We start from the raw sequence: 19,410 nt of genomic DNA, 5'->3' as shown, positions 1-19,410 counted from the left end.
AGAAAAACTAACAGGGATTGTCTGTTTATATCATTTCAAAGTCCAGCTGCATTTTCATACTCTTGAAGACGGTCATGCACGGCTGACAACGGTAATACGCTGTGCGGGAACGCATTTTTGCCAGCGCCAGGGAACTGTGCAACGGCATGCCATTTAATCAGAGCGCTAATAAAAATAACAGCCAGGTTTTCTTCATCTGCAAGAGTTAACGTATCCATGAACATCTCTTCTCAGCTAGCGGCGCAGCGACCAGAGGATAAACCGCAGTTTGCTCAGCGCATCGCCGCGATGCGAACTGAACTTCGCCAGCACCTTTTCCGGCAGTACAAACTGGAAAACCACGATATCTTTTTCGTGCCGTCGGTGCGTGTCGGGCTGGTGATCCTGTCTCATCTGTTCCACAAACAGGAAGTGGCGCGCTGCGTCAGCCGGCAGCCCGTCAGTGAGCTGCTTAATCATCCGGCGGTGCAGATTGGTGAACCCGGCAATGTGCCGCTGCTGCAGCACGTTGATCCCGGCACCGGCGAAGTGCGCAGTCTGCGTCACAGTCAGGGTAAAGGGGTGGTGGACGCCTCTGACAGCTTCGCCACGTTGCTGCATGAGGAGCTGGTGCGCGACAGTGAAATTTTTGTCGCGCCGCTGAATCATCATGCTGCGCTGGCTGGCGGACTGGCGGTGATCGTACTGCGTACGGCGGATTTCAGTACGCTGATGCGCAGTGAACTACGCCTGTTTGAAGCCTCAACGGCATTGCCAAAACCGCTGGAAGAGTCGCTGGCGATTATCCGTAACGGTCACTGGCAGCCTTATAATATGGCGCGGGTGGGGGCGATTCAGCTGATGGATATGGACGGCCGGGATTTTATCTCCGCCAGCCAGCCGGGCCTGCATTTTTGCTGCTTTCCGCAGCTGAAACTGAGTGAAGCCGAGCAGCAACGGATAAAATCCAGCGATGTGCGTTACTTCCCCGCGACGCAGACACTGCGGATCAACTGCCGCGAACGGGGGGATGGCAAAAGCGCGATTGATACCACGGCGCGTGTCACCGCACGGCTGGCACAGCTGTGGTCAGGTCGCTTCCCCTGATGCCGCCATTCTGAAAAACGTGGCCGGTGTGGATTTCTGGCGCAGATTTCTCACCGGCATCAGCAACGCTTAACCTGCTGACTGACTTCAGGTTATCCTGCCGCCAGCCCCCTGACCGCCGCTGACCGCCACCGGTGATTAACCGCCCGTTTTCTTGTGGAGATCAGGGCTTAGTGGTATGGTCTTCGCCTTATTCGATACAACAATGCAATTCGCAAGGGGATTTACGCAATGCGTATTATTCTGCTCGGCGCTCCGGGCGCAGGAAAAGGTACTCAGGCTCAGTTCATTATGGAGAAATACGGTATTCCGCAGATCTCCACGGGCGATATGTTGCGCGCCGCGGTAAAAGCGGGCAGTGAGCTGGGTAAGCAGGCCAAAGAGATCATGGATGCTGGCAAACTGGTTACCGATGAACTGGTGATTGCGCTGGTAAAAGAGCGAATTGCACAGGAAGACTGCCGTAACGGCTTCCTGCTGGATGGCTTCCCGCGTACCATTCCTCAGGCTGACGCGATGAAAGAAGCCGGTATCAAAGTCGATAACGTGCTGGAATTCGATGTACCGGATGAGCTGATTATTGACCGTATCGTTGGTCGTCGCGTGCATGCGCCATCTGGCCGTGTGTATCACATCAAATTCAATCCACCAAAAGTGGAAGGTAAAGATGACGTGACTGGCGAAGAGCTGACCACGCGTAAAGATGACCAGGAAGAGACCGTGCGTAAGCGTCTGGTGGAATATCATCAGATGACAGCGCCGCTGATTGCTTACTACAGCAAAGAAGCGGCCGCGGGCAACACCGCGTACCACAAAATTGACGGCACGCGTAAAGTGGCTGAAGTCAGCGCCGAACTGGCAAAAATCCTCGGCTAATCGCGTTGTGGGCCGGATTCATCCGGCCCTTTTGCAGTAATCGGTTTATCCCCCGCATTTTTCCGTTAGAATCATTCTCGTTTTCATCTGTCATGTCTGAACGCCAATACAAGGAATAACAATGAGGCAAGATAAGCCCGGTGTACTCCTGGTGAATCTGGGTACGCCTGATGCGCCAACCTCATCAGCAGTGAAGCGCTATCTGAAACAATTTCTCAGCGATCGTCGCGTGGTGGATACGCCGTGCTGGCTGTGGTGGCCGATCCTCAATGGCATCGTGCTGCCGTTCCGTTCACCGCGTGTGGCAAAGCTGTATGCGTCAGTATGGATGGAGCAAGGCTCACCGCTGCTGGTGTACAGCCAGCGTCAGCGTGATGCGCTGGCTGCGCGACTGGATATGCCGGTTGCGCTGGGGATGAGCTACGGAAATCCGAGCCTGAAAAGTGCGGTGGATAGCCTGATGCAGCAGGGCGTGACCCGGTTGATCGTGCTGCCGCTGTATCCGCAATTCTCCTGTTCGACAGTGGCCTCGGTATGGGATGGACTGAGCCAGGTGTTTGCCGGTTACCGTTCGCTGCCGGATGTGGCCTTTATTCGTGATTACGCCGAACACCCGGCTTATATTGCAGCGCTGAAAGCCTCGGTAGAGCAATCGTTCGCCACCCATGGCAAACCGGACCTGCTGGTGATGTCGTTCCACGGAATTCCGCAGCGCTTCGCTAATGAAGGCGACGACTATCCGCAGCGCTGTCAGGATACCTTTGCCGCACTGACGGCAGCGCTGGGCCTGCAGCCGGATGAAGCGATGATGACGTTCCAGTCACGCTTTGGCCGTGAACCCTGGTTGCAGCCTTATACCGATGAAACCCTGCAGGGCCTGCCTGCCAAAGGGGTGAAGCATATTCAGGTGATGAGCCCGGGCTTTGCTGCGGACTGCCTGGAAACGCTGGAAGAGATCAGCGAACAGAACCGCGAGTTCTTCCTGCATGCCGGCGGCGAGAAATTTTCTTATATTCCGGCGCTGAACGATGACGCGCTGCATATCGAGATGATGGTACAGCTGGTGAATCAGCATCGCGGCTGACGGTTTGGGCCGTGAGTGTGTTACTCTTTACGGCCTGAATTGTTTCTAAGCTATCAATCATGAAATTTCCCGGCAAACGCAAATCCAAACACTACTTCCCTGTCAGCGCCCGCGATCCGCTGTTACAACCGCAGCAGCCGGAAAGCGAAAGTGGCAGCAGCTGGATCGTCGGTATCGATCAGATTCTGGTGGATATTGAAGCCAAAGTGGATGATGACTTTATCGCCCGCTATGGCCTGAGCGCCGGTCATTCACTGGTGATCGAGGATGATGTAGCGGAGGCTCTGTATCAGGAGCTGATGCATGACCAGCTGATCAGTCATCAGTTTGCCGGTGGCACCATAGGCAATACCCTGCATAACTACTCAGTGCTGGCCGACGACCGCTCTGTTCTGCTGGGGGTGATGTGCAACAATGTGCAGATTGGCGGTTATGCCTATCGTTACCTGTGTAATACCTCCAGCCGTACCGATCTTAACTATCTGCAGGGCGTCGATGGGCCGATTGGCCGCTGCTTTACGCTGATTGGCGATAATGGCGAGCGAACCTTTGCCATCAGTCCGGGCATGATGAACCAGCTGCGTGCCGAGAGCATCCCGGAAGAGGTGATTGCCGGTGCGTCGGCGCTGGTGCTGACCTCTTATCTGGTACGCTGTAAACCCGGCGAGCCGATGCCGCAGGCGACCATGCGTGCCATCACTCTGGCGAAAAAACACAATGTGCCGGTGGTGCTGACGCTGGGCACTAAGTATGTCATTGCCGATAATCCGCAATTCTGGCGTGATTTCCTGCGCGACCATGTGTCTATTGTGGCGATGAATGAGGACGAAGCGCTGGAACTGACCGGTTTTAGCGATCCGCTGCAGGCGGCGGATAAAGCGCTCGACTGGGTTGATCTGGTGCTGTGTACTGCCGGGCCAAGCGGTCTGTATATGGCGGGCTTTACTGAAGAAGACGGTAAACGCAAAACCAATCATCCGCTGTTACCGGGCGTTATCCCGGAGTTTAACCAGTATGAATTCAGCCGCGCGATGCGCCATCAGGATTGTCTGCAGCCGCTGCGTATTTTCTCCCATATCGCGCCGTACATGGGCGGGCCGGAAAAGATCATGAATACCAATGGCGCGGGCGATGGTGCACTGGCGGCGCTGCTGCACGATATTACTGCCAATAACTATCATCGCGCGAATGTGCCTAATTCCAGTAAGCATGGGCGCACGTATCTGACCTATTCGTCACTGGCGCAGGTGTGTAAATACGCGAACCGCGTCAGCTATCAGGTGCTGAATCAGCATGCACCGCGTTTAAGTCGTGGTCTGCCGGAACGTGAAGACAGTCTGGAAGAGGCGTACTGGGAGAGATAAATCATTCCTCTCCCGGTTACTCTCCCTCATAAAATGGAAGAGCCAGACTGATCCCCTCCCCCATAAAATGGGGGAGGGTTAGGGTGGGGGAACAAACGACACCGCATTGTCAGTTCCCCCATCCCCCACAGATGCAAGAGAAAGTGCAATCCGGGTGGATATTGTTAATCTGCGAGTGATAACGGGTTCAGCATTTCCCGTCGCGCTTAAATCGGGCACTCCTGTGGCCGTGACGCCTCATCCGCTTCCAGCTGCAGCATATTCAGCATACTGTTGGCGATTTCACGCTCACCCATCACCACGCGATCCGCGCCACGCTCCATAATGTATTCCACTTCATCGTCATAATGGGCACGGGCAATAATTTCGATATTCGGCCGGTTTTCCCGTGCTGCGGTGACAATTTCGCCCGCCTCATAGCCGTTCGGAATGGTCAGCAGCAGCCAGCGCGCACAGTCGAGTCGTGCCAGTTCCATAATATCGGCACGCGCCGCGTTGCCGAGCACCGCTTTAATACCCTGTTCACGCAGGGCTTCGACGCGTGGCCGTGAGTTTTCCACCACCACAATCGGGATACCGGCTTCAATCAGACGCGAACCGAGCAGGCTGCCGACGCGACCATAACCGACCAGCAGGGCGTGATTGCACATATCCACCGGGATCTGCTTTTCTTCTTCGATAGCCTCTTCCATCGTCTGTTCTTCGATGGTTTCCGTTTTCTCCAGGTAGCGCTCCAGCAGGGTAAACAGAATCGGGTTGAGCATAATCGACAGGATGGCTGCCGCCAGCACCAGGTTACGGCCTTCATCGGAGAGCAGACCGAGGGAGATGCCAAGTCCGGCGAGAATAAAGGCGAATTCACCGATTTGCGCCAGACTGACGGAAATGGTCAGCGCGGTACGGCGCGAGTGACCAAACAGGGTGACCAGTAAATAAGCGGCGATCGATTTACCCAGCACGATAATCGCCAGCGCACCCAGCACCGCCAGCGGTTCTTCCACCAGAATCATCGGGTCGAACAGCATGCCGACGGAAACGAAAAACAGCACGGCGAAAGCGTCGCGCAGCGGCAGGGTATCGTGTGCGGCACGGTGGCTGAGTTCGGACTCATTCAGCACCATACCGGCAAAGAACGCGCCCAGCGCAAAGGAGACATCAAAGAATTCCACTGCACCGAAAGCAATGCCCAGTGCCAGCGCTAATACCGCCAGAGTAAACAGTTCCCGCGAACCGGTGGCGGCGCTGCGCGCCAGAATCCATGGCACCACGCGGCGGCCAACCACCATCATCAGCACCATAAAGGCGACGACTTTACCAATCGTCAGCAGCAGATCCCACGACAGCATGGTAAAGCTGGCGTTGCCCTGTTCCAGCATGCCCGCGATGGCGGGCAGCAGCACCAGTGTCAGCACCATCACCAGATCTTCGACAATCAGCCAGCCGATGGCGATTTGCCCGCGCTGGCTGTCAATCAGTTGCCGTTCCTCCAGCGCGCGCAGCAGCACCACGGTACTGGCCGTGGAGAGACAGAGACCAAACACTAAACCGGTAATCATCGACCAGCCCATGCTCCAGGACAGCCCCATCCCCAGCAGGGTGGCAACCGCAATCTGGGCAATGGCGCCAGGAATGGCGATGGATTTTACCGACATCAAATCTTTCAGGGAGAAGTGCAGACCGACACCGAACATCAGCAGGATGACGCCAAGTTCGGCCAGTTCCGGTGCCAGATTGGTATCGGCAACAAAGCCGGGAGTGAAGGGGCCAGCCAGCACGCCTGCTAATAAATAGCCCACCAGCGGGGAGATGCGCAGGCGGTTAGCCAGCATGCCAAGAAGGAAGGCAAGTACAAGGCCTCCGACAATGGTCGTAATTAACGGCGTGGTGTGGTGCATGCCTGTCTCCTCCCTAATTTTCCGGCGTCCTCGTCAGTCACTGCAACGGCGCTGTTTCCCTTGCTGCCTTACTGCAACGACAATGACGCTGGGTCATTGAAAATGTGTCCGATTGTAAGTATTTAGTTTATGGCAAATTTCTGGCGCGCGCTTGTCAATAATGGTGATAACTATAAAAAATATGAAAAATGAGACAAATTCTGCTGGTGACGGTGATTTCCCTCACTCATCACAGGTTGCCCCCGATTTTATAGCAGAGAACCCGCGGGCAATTATCAAATATCTGCAGCATAAACGGGCTATTTGTGACGATGAACCGCCAGGAAAGCACGGGAAAGCACGGGAAAGCACAATTCGCCATGGATAAGCAGCGATTTTCCGCGCCAGATCCGCTTTCGTCAGAAAAGCGTGATGAAGCCGCCGGATCATAACAATACTGACTGGGTACGGTCACAAAGCTGCGGCATAATCATCTGGCACGCTAACTATTTGCAGGTATTACGGACAAGGAGATCTATTTTGCATTTTATTAAAAAAACAGTGCCCGGGATGCTGTTGTTATCCCTGCTGACCACGCCTTTACTGGCACAGGCCTGGGAAAAAGATCACACCTATAAATTCACTGTGTTACATACCAATGATCATCATGGCCGTTTCTGGAACAACGAGCATGATGAATATGGTCTGGCGGCGCAGAAAACGCTGGTCGACAATCTGCGTGAAGAGATTCAGTCACACGGTGGATCGGTACTGTTACTGTCTGGCGGCGATATCAACACTGGTGTGCCAGAGTCCGACTTGCAGGACGCGGAACCCGATTTCCGCGGTATGAATCTGATTGGCTATGATGCGATGGCGATTGGTAACCACGAATTTGATAATCCATTGTCGGTGCTGCGTCAGCAGCAAAAATGGGCCAAATTCCCGCTGCTTTCTGCCAATATCTACCAGAAAAGCACCGGTAAGCGCCTGTTCCAGCCGTATGCGCTGTTTAACCGCAAAGGGCTGAAAATTGCCGTGATTGGTCTCACCACCGATGACACGGCGAAAATCGGTAATCCGGAATACTTTACTGATATGGAGTTCCGCAAACCGGCCACCGAAGCGAAAGAGGTGGTGGAAGAACTGCGTGCGAAGGAAAAACCGGATGTGATTATCGCCGCGACCCATATGGGCCACTACGATAATGGTCGGCATGGTTCCAATGCGCCAGGGGATGTGGAGATGGCGCGAGCCCTGCCGGCCGGTTATCTCGATATGATTGTGGGTGGTCACTCACAGGACCCGGTGTGTATGGCCAGCGAGAACGTCAAGCAGGCTAACTATGTACCGGGAACACCTTGTGCGCCGGACCGCCAGAATGGCACCTGGATTGTGCAGGCTCACGAGTGGGGTAAATATGTGGGCCGCGCAGATTTTACCTTCCGCAATGGCACACTGACGCTGGATCACTATGAGTTGATCCCGGTGAACCTGAAGCACAAAGTGAAAAACAGCGATGGCACGGAAAGCCGGGTGTACTACACCCAGGAGATCGCTAAAAATCCGGGTATGGTGAAATTACTGACACCGTTCCAGAAAAAAGGTGAAGCGCAGTTAGGCATCAAAATTGGCAGCGTGAACGATCATCTGGAAGGCGACCGCAGCAAAGTGCGTTTTGTCCAGACTAACCTGGCGCGTCTGATTCTGACCGGGCAGATGGATCGCACCAACGCCGACTTTGCCGTGATGAGTGGCGGTGGTGTGCGTGATTCCATTGAACAGGGCGACATTACTTATAAAGATGTCCTCAAGGTGCAGCCGTTTGGCAACACGCTGGTGTATGTCGATATGAAAGGCAGCGAGGTGGAAAAATATCTCGCGGTGGTGGCGAATAAGCAGGTGGATTCCGGCGCTTATGCGCAATTCGCTAATGTCAGCCTGGTGGCGGATGGCACCGGCGTCAGCGAGGTGAAAATTAAAGGTGAACCGCTGCAGCAGGATAAAACCTACCGTATGGCGACACTCAGCTTTAATGCCACTGGCGGTGATGGCTATCCGGTGATCAGCACTTTGCCGGGCTACGTCAATACCGGTTTTGTCGATGCTGAAGTGCTGAAGCAGTTTATCGAGCAGAACTCGCCACTTGATGCGGCGAAATTCGCCCCGCAGGGTGAAATTGTCTATAAGAAGTAATCTGTTCAGCCTTCCCCGCCAGGGGAAGGCTGTTATTTCCTGCCGTTAACAGCTTGCGCAGGCGCGGCGTGCTATCAGCTTCTGACGCAGCGTATCCCACAGCCAGTTATAGGCTACGGTGTAGGGTAGGAAGAACAGGAAGAAGGCCACTTCAATCATAAATGCCTGCAGCAAACTGATATCCAGCATCCAGGCCGCCAGCGGCAGACCAATCAGAATAAAGCCACCTTCAAATCCCAGCGCATGCAGAATACGCAGCCCGGCGCCACGTGCTATCTGGCCCGGCGGGTACAGCCGATCAAACCCGGTGTTATAGATCATATTCCACAGCATGGCGACCGTTGACAGCATGATCGCCAGTGCTCCCATCTGAAACAGCGGTTTATCCATAATCCAGGTCGCCAGCGGCGAGACGATTGCAATCGCCAGCACCTCAAAGCCTGCAGCATGTAAAAAACGTTCTTTCAGTGTTCTGGTTCGCATAATGACTCCTTAGCTTATCGCGGTCGCTATTTTCATCGCTTTTTTTGCTAAGATGAAATGAGTATCCATCGATAAAAGCGATAGAAGACGATGCGTTATTCTCCGGAATCCCTTGAAGCCTTTGTACAGACCGTGGAAAGCGGCTCTTTCTCGGCCGCCGCGCGAGCACTGGGGAAAAGCCAGTCCACCATCAGCAGCGCGGTGGCGAACCTGGAAGCCGATCTCGGTTTCACCCTGTTTAACCGCGAAGCGCGGCAGCCAGTGCTGACGGAGGCCGGGCGACGCGCGCTGGCGCAGGTGCAGGACATTCTCGCCGCCAGTGCCCGGCTGGATCAGCTGGCGGTGCGGCTGGCGGGGGAGGTGGAACCGCGTCTGAGCATGGCGGTTTCCGATTTCTGGCAGGCGGACCACCACGAGTCGCTGTTGTATCGCTTTGCTGAGCGCTATCCGGATATTGAATTTGACTGCATGATTGCGGAAGACGCCGATGCTATCGATCTGTTGCAGAGCGGGCGGGCACATATCGCGGTGGTACGGGCGCAGCCGCGTTTACCGCTGGATATTGCCTCATCGCGCCTGCAGGTGCAGGCACAGATGGCGATCTATATTCATCACCAGCATCCGCGGGCACAGCAGGAGACATTGCAGTGGCACCAGCTGACCCGCGAACGCCAGCTGCGGCTCAATACCTGGGTGCAGCAGGATGATGAACGTGCGGTGGGGAAGGTATGGTCAGCGCCCTCTTATCTGCTGCTACTGGAGATGGCGGAGCAGGGTTTTGGCTGGAGTATTTTGCCGCGTTGGCTGGTGGAGCAGTTTGGCCACCAGCTGCTGAAAGCGCTGCCGGTGGAGGGCTGGCCGCAAAATATCGCGGTAGACGTGGTATGGTCAAAACGTTCCCCGCCGGGGCCAGCGGGGCGCTGGATGATCGATCAGCTCTGCGCGCAGCGACCCGACTGACAGCGTGGCTGCGTTGCGGAGTCAGTCGCGGCGTGCGATGTCCGCCAGGGTGGCATCCAGCAGTTTTGCCAGGTCGCCCGCCGCCAGTTCAATATCGAGGCCGCGTTTGCCGCCGGAAATATAGATGGCGGGCCAGTCAGTGGCGAGATGATCAATCACGGTTGGCAGACGTTTTTTCTGCCCCAGCGGACTGATGCCGCCGACCAGATAACCGGTAACCCGCTGCGCCAGCTGCGGATCGGCCATATCCGCTTTTTTGGCGCCTAGTGCTTTCGCCACCTTCTTTAAATCCAGCTGACTGGAGACCGGTGTTACCGCCACCGCCAGATTTTTGCCGTCGCCATTGAGCGCCACCAGTAGGGTTTTATACACCTGTTCCGCATTCAGATTCAGTTTGCGGACCGCCTCATCACCAAAGTTGGTTTCGTCACTGTCATGCTGGTAAGGATGCAGGGTAAAGGCGACGTGATGTTTTTCCAGTAGTTTTACCGCCGGGGTCATTTTTCTGTCCTTCGTGAGAATAATCTTATTGGCTTGGTGAAGAAAAGTGCTGGCGAAAATTCAGACTTTGCGCGACAATCGCCATCCCTTCAGCAAGTCAGTTGCTGCAGGCGAACCAAAATCATAAACAAATTCTTCTTTGACAGGTCGATAGCAATATCGGCCTTCTTTTTTTTAGCGTCCCTGCAATAAATCCGGCAGATTGCCTTCGCCATACAGATGCAATGCACCGACTGCCACCACATAGCGCCCGGCGGTGAGCTGGCTCAGCGTTTCTGTCCAGCGCTGGTTGCGCTGATTCATCAGCACGTCATTCAGTTCACTGCTGAAGGTGGTCGGCAATACGATCTGATGCTGACGCGGCGGCGTTTCCAGCCACCAGATCACCATGGTCTGCAGCAGACGGGCATTGGTGTGCCAGTGCTGCAGGGTATCTTCCAGCAGTGCCATACCGTTATCCGGCAGCGCGTTCAGTAGCGCCAGCTGCTCGTCAGGGCCTTCCAGCTCGATAATCGCAATTCCACGCGCCCTGGCAGCCTGCAACAGTTGATAGTCAATGCCGTAGTCCGGTCGCAGTCCCAGCCGTTGCGCCTGCTGCGCCTGTAGCATCAATGCTACCTGCCAGCCAGGCAGGGTATCGACCCTTGCAGTGCTGATCGACAATTCATCACACAACCGCTGCAGAATCGCCAGATTGTCTGGTGACAGACGTTGCGCCAGAGCAGGCCAGCTGCCGACATCGCTAAACGGCGACGCGCCGCGCGTGATATCGGCTTCGACAATCAGGGCATCGGCTTTATCCAGCGAGCGCAGTAACTGCCCTGGTAGCGGCATCATATCGCGTGTACCCATATGAATGCTGCCGACCAGATGTAACTGGCGCCCGGCGGGCAGCGCCACATCCAGTGCCGGATAGGTGTAGCTCACTGCTGAAAACGATCGGATCAGTGAGGTCACTTTGCACAGCCATTTCGCCATTTTTCCGCCCTATCCAGTGAAATGATTTATGCTAGCGGTTTCACTGGCTAATGAACAGCGGAAAGCGGGACGCTGCACATCACCCCTTTGGCGGCTGGTAACGCAGCAGGCGGTTGGCATTACTGACCACGGTAATCGAGGACAGTGCCATCGCCGCGCCAGCCACTACCGGATTGAGCAGAGTGCCGGTCAGCGGCCACAACACACCGGCGGCAATCGGGATGCCCAGCGTGTTGTAGATAAATGCGCCCAGCAGATTTTGCTTCATATTGCGCAGCGTTGCTTTTGCGATCGCCAGTGCATCGACGACGCTGTTGAGATCGTGGCGCATCAGCGTCATCGCAGCCGTTTCAATCGCCACATCACTGCCACTGCCCATGGCAATACCGACATCAGACTGCGCCAGTGCTGGCGCATCGTTAATGCCATCGCCAATCATCGCCACCTGGTGCCCTTGCTGTTGCAGATCGATAATCGCCTGCGCTTTGCCCTCGGGCAGTACGCCGGCAATCACCTGATCCAGACCGGCTTCGCGGGCAATCGCGTGGGCGGTGATGGGGTTATCGCCGGTCAGCATCACCAGCCGATAACCCTGCCGGTGGAGCCGCTGCAGCGCCGCCGCACTGCTTGCCCGCAGTGGATCGCGAATACCGAACACCGCGACAATCCGGCCATCGGCCGCCAGCATAACCGGCGTTGCGCCGCTTTCCGCCAGCGTGCTGACAGTGCTGTCTGCCACCGTGGTGTCGATCTGCTGTTGCTGCATCAGCGTGTGATTCCCCAGCAGTAACGCGACGCCATCAATCATGCCGCTAACGCCCTGGCCGCGTATTGTACGAAATTGCTCTGCTGACGGCAGGGGCTGCCCGGACGCACGATCGAGGATCGCCCGCGCCAGCGGATGGCTGGAACCCTGCTCCAGCGCAGCGGCCCAGCGCAATACCTGCGCATCATCGCGGTGATGGAACGTGACGATATCAGTAACGCGCGGCGCACCTTCGGTAAGGGTGCCGGTTTTATCAAACACCAGCGTATCAAGAGTGCTGGCGCGTTGCAGTGCATCAGCATCACGCACCAGCACGCCAAATTCTGCGGCGCGGCCGACGCCGGAAATAATCGACATCGGCGTCGCCAGGCCAAGGGCGCACGGGCAGGCGATAATCAGCACCGTGGTGGCGATTACCAGAGTATAGACAATTTGTGGTTGTGGGCCCGCGAAATACCAGACTGCGGCACTGAACAACGCAATCAGCACGACTGCTGGCACAAATATCGCTGAGATACGATCGGCCAGCTTGCCGATTTCCGGCTTACTGCTTTGTGCCTGGCGCACCATCTGAATAATGCGCGCCAGCGTGGTGTTTTTACCGATCGCCTGGGCGGTGAACAGCACGCTGCCGTCCTGCAGCAGGGTGCCGGCATGCAGTTTATCGCCAGCGGATTTCTGCTGTGGCAGCGGTTCGCCGGTGAGCATTGCTTCGTCCAGCCAGGCTTCGCCTTCACTGATTTGACCATCGACAGGGACACGATCCCCTGTGGTCAGCCGCAGCGTCATACCCGCCGTAACTTCACTGAGCGGCAACATCTTTTCTCCAGAAGGGGTCACGACCCTGGCGGCAGGCGGTGTCAGATCCAGCAATCGCTCCAGTGCCTGTGACGAGCGCTGACGAGCGCGTTGTTCCAGAGCATGGCCGAGGTTGATCAGGCCAATGATCATCGCGCTGGCTTCATAATAAAGATGACGTGCCGCCATTGGGAAAAAGTCAGGCCAGAGATTAACGCTGAAGGAGTAAAGCCAGGCCGCCGCGGTGCCGAGCGCCACCAGCGTGTCCATGGTCGCCGTGCCTTTCAGCAGGCTGCGCCAGGCGCTGCGGTAGAAGTGACCACCTGCGACGATCATCACCAGTAACGTCAGTACGCCAGCTACCAGCCAGCCGCTGCGGTTGGTCTCTGTCAGCATCATATTGTCGCCGAACATGCCCCACACCATCAGCGGAATGCCCAGCGCCAGCGCCAGTGCCGACTGCCAGCTAAAGCGCCGCATCGCCTGACGGGCATTATGCTGCTGTTTTTCGCGCCGCAGCTGGTCATCTTCAATCACTTCTGCGGCATAGCCCGCATTTTTTACGGCGGCCACCAGTGCCTGCGGCGCAGCGGAACCCATCACCAGCGCGCTACGGTCGGCCAGGTTCACGCGCGCCTGTTCGACGCCCGCCACCTGTTGCAGCGCATCCTGCACCCGACTGACGCAGCTGGCGCAGCTCATGCCATCAATCAGCAGATGATGACTGTCCGCAGAAGAAGAGGGCGCCGGAAGCTGTTGAGTGACCGCTGTCAGCGCTTCCGGCTGAGGTTCTGCATCTGTCAGCGGGTCAGGCTTTGGGTGGCTGTCGCCCTGTTGTACTTTCGCGTGGTAACCCGCCTGTTCCACGGTGGCGATCAGCGCGTCGCCGGACGCGGCTCCCGTCACACGAGCTTCTGTGGTGGAGACTTCCGCCTGCTCAACGTCGTCGCGTTGCTCCAGCGCCTCTTTGACCCTTTTGACACAATGGCCGCAGGACAAGCCATCCAGCGCCAGTAACGTAATCTGTGACATGGTTATCGCTCCTGATTTTCTTTTTTGACCGGATACCGCTCCGGGTCAACTATAAGGTTAAACCTTCCATTAAGGGGAAGGTCAAGCCCCGGCTGAACCGGTCAGTCAGCGTTGTTCACTGCGGCAGAGGTTATCTCTGACCCGTATCTCCATCCTGGATTTTCTCTGCTCTTCTATTGCCTGAATTCAGGCCAGCCGGATATCCCGCGCCGTGGGATGCTGTGCTCTGCGCAGACTATGCGACGTGGCGTCTGTAACAGAGAACAGGAGGGCGAATGAAACGGATACGAGGCCTTTCATTAGTGATATTACTGGTAGTGATGAGCGTAAGCGGATGCTCAACCTGGAATTCAGTACAGCTCAGAAAACAGAACATCAACAGTGGTTATATCGCCTATCAGCTGGCCCCTCCTTTGTATACGGGCGATAAAATTAAGTACCGCCTGAAGAGTGGCGGCGAAGGAGAAATGACCGTTGCTAAAGTGGGGCCTGATTCTTTGCAGGGTGAAAAAGGGCAGACGATCGCGTTGTCAGATATCGCCTCGCTGGAAAGGAAAAATTTTGCTAAGGGGAAAACGGCTGCAGTGGTGGGCGGAGGTGCGGTCACAACTGCTGTCATCATTAGTGTGATAATGGTTGCAGGACTGGCTGCTGCGGTTACGGCGCTGTGAGGCAGATTATCTTCCCTCATGATTTGAGGGAAGATAAGGATCAAACGGTCATTTCGCCAGTGAAGAGAATAGCCATCTGAACCACCACAGGTGACGCCACAATGTATGTCGCTGCTGTGCAGGTGCCGGGCGGGTGAAGCGGGCTGCGGTGTGCCAGCGGAAATTTAAAAACATCCGGCTGTGACCATGCTCAGCGCCAAATTCACTCACCTGTTGTTTTTTCTTCAGGTCGATTGGCGTATTGCGCGAATAGTCTCTGTCCAGGCTGTGATAGGCCTTTTCCCGGTTAACTTCACGCTGGTGGCAGGTATATTTTTTCGGCAGGTAGCGCTGCCGTGAGCCATGGTATTTGTGGTATTTCACAAAGCGGTAATCTTCTGCGCCATAGCCGCCTGAGAACTCTTCGTCATAGCCAAAGTGGCGAAGGAAACGCGCGCGTGACATAAAGAACAGATTACTGTGTCCTTTATAGACTTCACCCGTTTCAACATTGGTGCGGTAAATCTTGTAGAAATCCCGGCCTGGATTTTTATGGTTAATCAGGTAAGCGAAGGTTTCTGGCGGCAGTGAGTGATCGAGATCGGTTATCAGGATCTTATCCGACTTCGCATAGGTTACGCCGAGGTTGCGGGAGCCCCCCTGATTCCACGCAATATCATCGTCAATTCTCAGCCAGTGCAGATTCAGGTTGAACTCAGGGATTTCGTAGCTGACCGGGCTACCATCGTCAACAATACTAAATTGCACCTGGTCGAGAATTTCCTGCGGATAAGCAGCATACTTCTCTAAAAGCTCAAGGACGGAATTGATATTATCCTGATTGCAGTAAAAATGGGTAATGTAAGTCAGTTTTATATGCTGCCAGTCTTCCATTCGGGACTCTTTTAATAATGATGTTTTTGGGGAAACGTGTATTTTAAACGCCGCAAGCTTTGTGCTTCAATCACTAATAATGATTATTGAAATCAATTGCCCGCTCTGAAACACCCTGTTTATCCTGGGTCGCCGCTTTGATTTGGCGTTGACGGAGCGTACTGTTTAGTGGCGGCAGCGCGCTTTCAGCATTAGCGCAGGGAGAAAATATGAATATTAGCGATGTGGCTAAAAAAACCGGCCTGACCAGCAAGGCGATCCGTTTTTATGAAGAGAAGGGGCTGGTCACGCCACCATTGCGTAGTGAAAATGGTTACCGCAGCTACAGCAGAAAGCATATTGAAGAGCTGGTGTTACTGCGCCAGGCGCGTCAGGTTGGGTTTAACCTGGACGAGTGCCGGGAAATGGTGGCGCTGTTCAACAATCCGGAGCGGCACAGTGCGGATGTAAAAGCGCGCACGCTTGGTAAGGTGGCGGAAATTGAAGCCCATATCGCTGAATTAAACCAGATGCGCGAACGCCTTCTGGCGCTGGCGAATGCCTGTCCGGGTGATGACAGCGCCGACTGTCCGATTATTAATCATCTGGCAGGCTGCTGTCATTCCACGGCAGCGGCTAAAGACGAGGCGTAATCCGTAAGGTTATGCCTTCGATAGCGACGACAGTGACTTCACTGCCGGCAGGCAGATCGCTGTCAGCCTGAACGCGCCAGCTACTGTCACCGATTTTCACATGGCCTACGCCATCTACCAGACCACTCTGTAGCGTGAAATGGCGGCCAATCAGCTGGTTGCCGCGCTGATTCAGGGTATTCGGTGTCTGTTGCCGTTCGCGCCGTTGCAGCCAGCGGAACCAGCAAAACGCTGATGCCATGGTTAGCAGCGCAAAAATCACGCCCTGCCATTCCCATGAGAGTGGCAGCAGCCAGACCAGCAAACCCACTAGGACGGCTGAGATGCCACTCCACAGCAGATAGCCGCTGGTTCCCAGCATTTCCGCTGCCAGCAGCAGGCCGCCCAGTGTTAGCCAGAACCAGTGCGGATGAACCAGGATTGCCGCCAGCATCAGTTTTTACTCCGATCCTGTTGGGTTTCTTTAAACAGTTCGCTGATCCCGGCGATGGAACCCATCAGGCTGCTGGCTTCCAGTGGCATCAGGACCACTTTGCTGTTGTTTGCCGTGCCAATTTTTTGCAGCGCATCAGTGTATTTTTGCGCCACAAAATAGTTCACGGCCTGCAGATTACCTGCGGCAATGGCCTCTGACACCATCTGAGTTGCCCGCGCTTCCGCCTCGGCAGCACGTTCACGCGCTTCCGCCTGTAAGAAGGCGGACTGGCGCTCACCTTCAGCTTTTAATATTTGCGACTGCTTGTCCCCCTCAGCACGCAGAATCGCCGCCTGGCGAATCCCTTCCGCTTCGAGGATGTCGGCGCGTTTGGTTCGTTCTGCTTTCATCTGCGCGTTCATCGAAGCGATCAGCTCGGCAGGTGGACGGACATCGCGGATTTCGATACGGGTGACTTTAACGCCCCACGGGTTAGTGGCCTCATCAACAATATGCAGCAGGCGGGTGTTAATGTTATCGCGCTGCGACAGCATCTCATCCAGTTCCATAGAGCCCAGCACAGTACGGATATTGGTCATCGTCAGATTGAGGATCGATAACTCAAGATTGCTGACTTCATAAGCTGCGCGAGAAGCATCCACCACCTGAATAAAACAGACGGCATCGATGGTGACATTGGCGTTATCTTTGGAAATGATCTCTTGTGAAGGGACATCGACCACCTGTTCCATCATATTGATCTTGCGACCAATACGATCCATAAAGGGGACGATCAGGCTAAGACCTGGCGTAAGGGTTTTGGTATAGCGGCCAAAGCGTTCAACCGTCCACTGATACCCTTGCGGCACGATTTTTACCCCGGACCAGACCACGATAAGCGCCAAAATGATCAGCACTGGAATAACGGCTAACATAACCAACCTCCTGACTGTTAAGCTGACGAGCCGAGTCGTTTCGGCCCGTTTGATGATCCCTTAGTAGAGCAGAGAATAGAGTTGGCGACGGTATTTTGCCGCCAGCGCGTCGCCAGTGCCAAGTGCGGCAAGGATCTCCTGCAGCATTTTGCGTGCCTGACCATCTGCTGCGGCCAAATCCTGTTTCAGATGACTGAACAGCAATTCCAGCGCTTCTTCGTTGCGGCCAACCTGGTGCAGCTGTAACGCCAGTTGTGTTGCCAGCTCAGCGTTGTCGGGATCGGCTGCGATTTGCTGTTGCAACTGCTGAATCTCCGGCGTGTCTGCGGCCTGTTTCAGCAGATCAATTTGCGCTTTCAGCCCCTGATAGCGGGTATCCTGATCCTGCAATGGTACTGCAGCCAGCACGGTTTCCGCTTCTTCACTGCGATTCAGGGTGATTAACACTTCCGCCAGCAGAAAACCGATTTCGCTGGCTTGGTTGCTTAACTGCCAGGCATCTTTCAGCAGTGGTAGTGCATCGAGCGGCTTCCCTTCATCCATCAGCGCCAGCGCTTGCTGTGCTTTCAGCTCTTCTTCGCGCGGAAGGACTTTTTCCAGCAGGGCGCGGATAGCCTCTTCTGGTTGCGGCCCCTGGAAACCATCGACGGGCTGGCCATTCTGGAACAGATACACCGTTGGGATAGAACGCAGGCCAAACTGTGCCGCTACGGCGGGTTCTGCATCACAATCCAGTTTCGCCAGAATAAACTGACCAGCATACTCCTGCGCCAGACGCTCCAGAACCGGTGTCAGCTGCAGGCAGTGCTGGCTGCGTTCCGACCAGAAATAGAACAGCACCGGCAGCTGCATGGAGTGTTCCAGCGTCTGATGCAGGTTAGATGCGTTGATATCAATAATCGAAGCTTGTGGTGACATGAATTCGTCTCTTTTACGGGTGACTTTGTAACAATATTGGGACGTAACGTCCGGCTTCAAGCAAAATTATGCTCACGCGCTTAGTTGCTGCGCAAAATGCGATCCAGTATCCGCCCCGGCAACAGACGACGCAGCAGGCTCATGGCATGCGCCACCAGTGTCACAGGATAACGTAATTTTGGATGGCGACTTTCCAGCGCATGGTGCAGCTTTGGCAGTATGGCTTCTGTGGGCAGGGTAAAACGTGCGGCGATGCCCGGGTTCTTTACGGGTTTATCCTGCTGGGTTTGGTTCACGTTAGCCGTGAAGTGGGTCGCAATTGGGCCGGGTTCAATCAGACTGACCTGCACGCCTGAACCATGCAGTTCCATACGCAGCGCATCTGACCAGGCTTCCAGCGCATATTTGCTGGCGGCATAAGCGCCGCGACGTGGGGTGGAAATCAGTCCCATCACTGAGCTGGTATTAATTATACGCCCTGCACCTCCCGCCTGCAGAGCAGGAAGCAGCAGCATGGTCAGCTGGTGAGTACCGAAAAAATTACTGGCGAATTGTTGTTCCAGCTGCTGGCGAGACAAGGTATGTAATGCGCCATAAACGCCATAACCGGCATTATTAAACAGGGCATACAATTGATTTCCACTCAGTGCCAGCACCTGCTGTGCCGCCTGTTCCACACTGTGAGAATCGTCGAGATCAAGAGTAATACCCGTAAAGCCCAGCTGATTCATCCGCGCCACATCGTCAGCTTTACGGCAGGCGGCGAACACCTGATAGCCACGCCGCTGCAAATCAGTGGCGGCAACCAGACCAATACCGCTTGAACAACCGGTAATTAAAATTGATTTTTGCATAAGCCTCTGAACGTAGTGATGGAGTGAGATGCTTGTTCGCGAATTCAGATAATAAGTGCAACGCTCGGACATGATTGTGGAGAGTGTAGGAGGAAGGGTTAACTACCGATAAGT

The 19,410-nt window shown here is 55.2% G+C and carries 19 protein-coding genes; 8 read left to right on the top strand and 11 right to left on the bottom strand.

What is annotated here, in order from left to right:
* Nucleotides 1-35: 35 nt before the first annotated feature.
* Nucleotides 36-218, bottom strand: coding sequence for a hypothetical protein (locus tag ACSZO1_RS01085; protein WP_437608662.1), 183 nt, complete (start codon nt 216-218; stop codon nt 36-38).
* Between ACSZO1_RS01085 and ACSZO1_RS01080 the strand changes: the two genes are divergently transcribed.
* From ACSZO1_RS01080 to ACSZO1_RS01065, 4 genes are all read left to right on the top strand, one after another.
* Nucleotides 217-1,086, top strand: a complete 870-nt coding sequence (locus ACSZO1_RS01080; RefSeq protein WP_437608660.1) for a DUF6024 family protein — start codon at nt 217-219, stop codon at nt 1,084-1,086. The two genes, ACSZO1_RS01085 and ACSZO1_RS01080, sit on opposite strands and share 2 nt — an antisense overlap.
* A 231-nt stretch (nt 1,087-1,317) precedes the next feature.
* Nucleotides 1,318-1,962 (top strand): adenylate kinase, encoded by a 645-nt coding sequence (gene adk, locus ACSZO1_RS01075; RefSeq protein ID WP_437608659.1) that lies wholly within the window; start codon nt 1,318-1,320, stop codon nt 1,960-1,962.
* Nucleotides 1,963-2,083: 121 nt separating this feature from the next.
* Complete coding sequence (hemH, locus tag ACSZO1_RS01070) at nt 2,084-3,046, top strand: ferrochelatase (RefSeq protein ID WP_437608657.1); 963 nt, start codon at nt 2,084-2,086, stop codon at nt 3,044-3,046.
* 59 nt (nt 3,047-3,105) lie between these two features.
* Nucleotides 3,106-4,410, top strand: a complete 1,305-nt coding sequence (locus ACSZO1_RS01065; RefSeq protein WP_437608655.1) for an inosine/guanosine kinase — start codon at nt 3,106-3,108, stop codon at nt 4,408-4,410.
* 206 nt (nt 4,411-4,616) lie between these two features.
* Here the strand turns inward: ACSZO1_RS01065 and ybaL are convergent, their stop codons facing one another.
* Nucleotides 4,617-6,305, bottom strand: a complete 1,689-nt coding sequence (gene ybaL, locus ACSZO1_RS01060) for a YbaL family putative K(+) efflux transporter (protein ID WP_437608653.1) — start codon at nt 6,303-6,305, stop codon at nt 4,617-4,619.
* A gap of 549 nt (nt 6,306-6,854) precedes the next feature.
* Here ybaL and ushA point away from each other — a divergent pair.
* On the top strand, nt 6,855-8,480 hold the full coding sequence (ushA, locus tag ACSZO1_RS01055) for a bifunctional UDP-sugar hydrolase/5'-nucleotidase UshA (protein WP_437608804.1): 1,626 nt from the start codon (nt 6,855-6,857) through the stop codon (nt 8,478-8,480).
* A 45-nt stretch (nt 8,481-8,525) separates the two neighbouring features.
* Here the strand turns inward: ushA and ACSZO1_RS01050 are convergent, their stop codons facing one another.
* Nucleotides 8,526-8,963 carry a multidrug/biocide efflux PACE transporter gene (locus ACSZO1_RS01050; RefSeq protein WP_437608651.1) on the bottom strand — a complete coding sequence of 146 codons (438 nt, stop codon included), beginning with the start codon at nt 8,961-8,963 and terminating at the stop codon, nt 8,526-8,528.
* Between the two features lie 90 nt (nt 8,964-9,053).
* On the opposite strand from ACSZO1_RS01050, the gene ACSZO1_RS01045 reads away from it, so the two are divergent.
* Complete coding sequence (locus ACSZO1_RS01045) at nt 9,054-9,923, top strand: LysR family transcriptional regulator (protein ID WP_437608649.1); 870 nt, start codon at nt 9,054-9,056, stop codon at nt 9,921-9,923.
* Nucleotides 9,924-9,944: 21 nt separating this feature from the next.
* Here the strand turns inward: ACSZO1_RS01045 and ybaK are convergent, their stop codons facing one another.
* The 3 genes from ybaK to copA all read right to left on the bottom strand — a co-directional run bounded on the left by ybaK (nt 9,945) and on the right by copA (nt 13,998).
* On the bottom strand, nt 9,945-10,424 hold the full coding sequence (gene ybaK / locus ACSZO1_RS01040; RefSeq protein ID WP_437608647.1) for a Cys-tRNA(Pro)/Cys-tRNA(Cys) deacylase YbaK: 480 nt from the start codon (nt 10,422-10,424) through the stop codon (nt 9,945-9,947).
* Nucleotides 10,425-10,598: 174 nt separating this feature from the next.
* The gene (locus tag ACSZO1_RS01035; RefSeq protein ID WP_437608645.1) at nt 10,599-11,402 is read right to left on the bottom strand and encodes a TraB/GumN family protein; all 804 of its coding nucleotides are present in this window, start codon (nt 11,400-11,402) and stop codon (nt 10,599-10,601) included.
* A gap of 79 nt (nt 11,403-11,481) precedes the next feature.
* A complete protein-coding gene (gene copA, locus ACSZO1_RS01030) occupies nt 11,482-13,998 on the bottom strand; it encodes a copper-exporting P-type ATPase CopA (protein ID WP_437608643.1) in 2,517 nt (838 codons plus the stop codon).
* A 275-nt stretch (nt 13,999-14,273) separates the two neighbouring features.
* Here copA and ACSZO1_RS01025 point away from each other — a divergent pair, with 275 nt between their 5' ends.
* On the top strand, nt 14,274-14,669 hold the full coding sequence (locus tag ACSZO1_RS01025; RefSeq protein WP_437608641.1) for a hypothetical protein: 396 nt from the start codon (nt 14,274-14,276) through the stop codon (nt 14,667-14,669).
* A 48-nt stretch (nt 14,670-14,717) separates the two neighbouring features.
* Here the strand turns inward: ACSZO1_RS01025 and ACSZO1_RS01020 are convergent, their stop codons facing one another.
* Nucleotides 14,718-15,542 carry a glycosyltransferase gene (locus tag ACSZO1_RS01020; RefSeq protein WP_437608639.1) on the bottom strand — a complete coding sequence of 275 codons (825 nt, stop codon included), beginning with the start codon at nt 15,540-15,542 and terminating at the stop codon, nt 14,718-14,720.
* A gap of 209 nt (nt 15,543-15,751) precedes the next feature.
* On the opposite strand from ACSZO1_RS01020, the gene cueR reads away from it, so the two are divergent.
* Entirely contained in the window at nt 15,752-16,174 is a 423-nt protein-coding gene (gene cueR / locus ACSZO1_RS01015; RefSeq protein WP_437608637.1) for a Cu(I)-responsive transcriptional regulator, read from the top strand.
* Here the strand turns inward: cueR and ACSZO1_RS01010 are convergent.
* From ACSZO1_RS01010 to ACSZO1_RS00995, 4 genes are all read right to left on the bottom strand, one after another.
* On the bottom strand, nt 16,158-16,607 hold the full coding sequence (locus ACSZO1_RS01010; protein WP_437608635.1) for an NfeD family protein: 450 nt from the start codon (nt 16,605-16,607) through the stop codon (nt 16,158-16,160). The two genes, cueR and ACSZO1_RS01010, sit on opposite strands and share 17 nt — an antisense overlap.
* Nucleotides 16,607-17,524 (bottom strand): SPFH domain-containing protein, encoded by a 918-nt coding sequence (locus ACSZO1_RS01005; RefSeq protein ID WP_437608633.1) that lies wholly within the window; start codon nt 17,522-17,524, stop codon nt 16,607-16,609. The genes ACSZO1_RS01010 and ACSZO1_RS01005 overlap by 1 nt, the downstream gene beginning before the upstream one ends.
* 60 nt (nt 17,525-17,584) lie before the next feature.
* Entirely contained in the window at nt 17,585-18,442 is an 858-nt protein-coding gene (locus ACSZO1_RS01000; RefSeq protein WP_437608631.1) for a co-chaperone YbbN, read from the bottom strand.
* An 80-nt stretch (nt 18,443-18,522) separates the two neighbouring features.
* Nucleotides 18,523-19,296: an SDR family oxidoreductase gene (locus ACSZO1_RS00995; protein WP_437608629.1), complete on the bottom strand. Its 774-nt coding sequence runs from the start codon at nt 19,294-19,296 to the stop codon at nt 18,523-18,525.
* Between the last annotated feature and the right edge of the window lie 114 nt (nt 19,297-19,410).

Origin of the sequence: Erwinia sp. V71, assembly GCF_965644245.1 — a bacterium.
GTDB lineage: Bacteria > Pseudomonadota > Gammaproteobacteria > Enterobacterales > Enterobacteriaceae > Erwinia.
Note: the sequence above shows the minus strand (reverse complement) of the source record. Positions and strands in the feature narration are given on the sequence as shown.

Excerpts from the sequence above, each read along its gene's own strand:
- ybaL (WP_437608653.1), bottom strand. The coding sequence starts at position 6,305 with ATGCACCACACCACGCCGTTAATTACGACCATTGTCGGAGGCCTTGTA.
- ACSZO1_RS01080 (WP_437608660.1), top strand. The coding sequence starts at position 217 with ATGAACATCTCTTCTCAGCTAGCGGCGCAGCGACCAGAGGATAAACCG.
- ACSZO1_RS01005 (WP_437608633.1), bottom strand. The coding sequence starts at position 17,524 with ATGTTAGCCGTTATTCCAGTGCTGATCATTTTGGCGCTTATCGTGGTC.
- copA (WP_437608643.1), bottom strand. The coding sequence starts at position 13,998 with ATGTCACAGATTACGTTACTGGCGCTGGATGGCTTGTCCTGCGGCCAT.
- ACSZO1_RS01050 (WP_437608651.1), bottom strand. The coding sequence starts at position 8,963 with ATGCGAACCAGAACACTGAAAGAACGTTTTTTACATGCTGCAGGCTTT.
- ybaK (WP_437608647.1), bottom strand. The coding sequence starts at position 10,424 with ATGACCCCGGCGGTAAAACTACTGGAAAAACATCACGTCGCCTTTACC.
- ACSZO1_RS01000 (WP_437608631.1), bottom strand. The coding sequence starts at position 18,442 with ATGTCACCACAAGCTTCGATTATTGATATCAACGCATCTAACCTGCAT.
- ACSZO1_RS01085 (WP_437608662.1), bottom strand. The coding sequence starts at position 218 with ATGGATACGTTAACTCTTGCAGATGAAGAAAACCTGGCTGTTATTTTT.
- ACSZO1_RS01020 (WP_437608639.1), bottom strand. The coding sequence starts at position 15,542 with ATGGAAGACTGGCAGCATATAAAACTGACTTACATTACCCATTTTTAC.
- ushA (WP_437608804.1), top strand. The coding sequence starts at position 6,855 with ATGCTGTTGTTATCCCTGCTGACCACGCCTTTACTGGCACAGGCCTGG.
- ACSZO1_RS01025 (WP_437608641.1), top strand. The coding sequence starts at position 14,274 with ATGAAACGGATACGAGGCCTTTCATTAGTGATATTACTGGTAGTGATG.
- cueR (WP_437608637.1), top strand. The coding sequence starts at position 15,752 with ATGAATATTAGCGATGTGGCTAAAAAAACCGGCCTGACCAGCAAGGCG.
- ACSZO1_RS01045 (WP_437608649.1), top strand. The coding sequence starts at position 9,054 with ATGCGTTATTCTCCGGAATCCCTTGAAGCCTTTGTACAGACCGTGGAA.
- ACSZO1_RS00995 (WP_437608629.1), bottom strand. The coding sequence starts at position 19,296 with ATGCAAAAATCAATTTTAATTACCGGTTGTTCAAGCGGTATTGGTCTG.
- ACSZO1_RS01035 (WP_437608645.1), bottom strand. The coding sequence starts at position 11,402 with ATGGCGAAATGGCTGTGCAAAGTGACCTCACTGATCCGATCGTTTTCA.
- adk (WP_437608659.1), top strand. The coding sequence starts at position 1,318 with ATGCGTATTATTCTGCTCGGCGCTCCGGGCGCAGGAAAAGGTACTCAG.
- ACSZO1_RS01065 (WP_437608655.1), top strand. The coding sequence starts at position 3,106 with ATGAAATTTCCCGGCAAACGCAAATCCAAACACTACTTCCCTGTCAGC.
- hemH (WP_437608657.1), top strand. The coding sequence starts at position 2,084 with ATGAGGCAAGATAAGCCCGGTGTACTCCTGGTGAATCTGGGTACGCCT.
- ACSZO1_RS01010 (WP_437608635.1), bottom strand. The coding sequence starts at position 16,607 with ATGCTGGCGGCAATCCTGGTTCATCCGCACTGGTTCTGGCTAACACTG.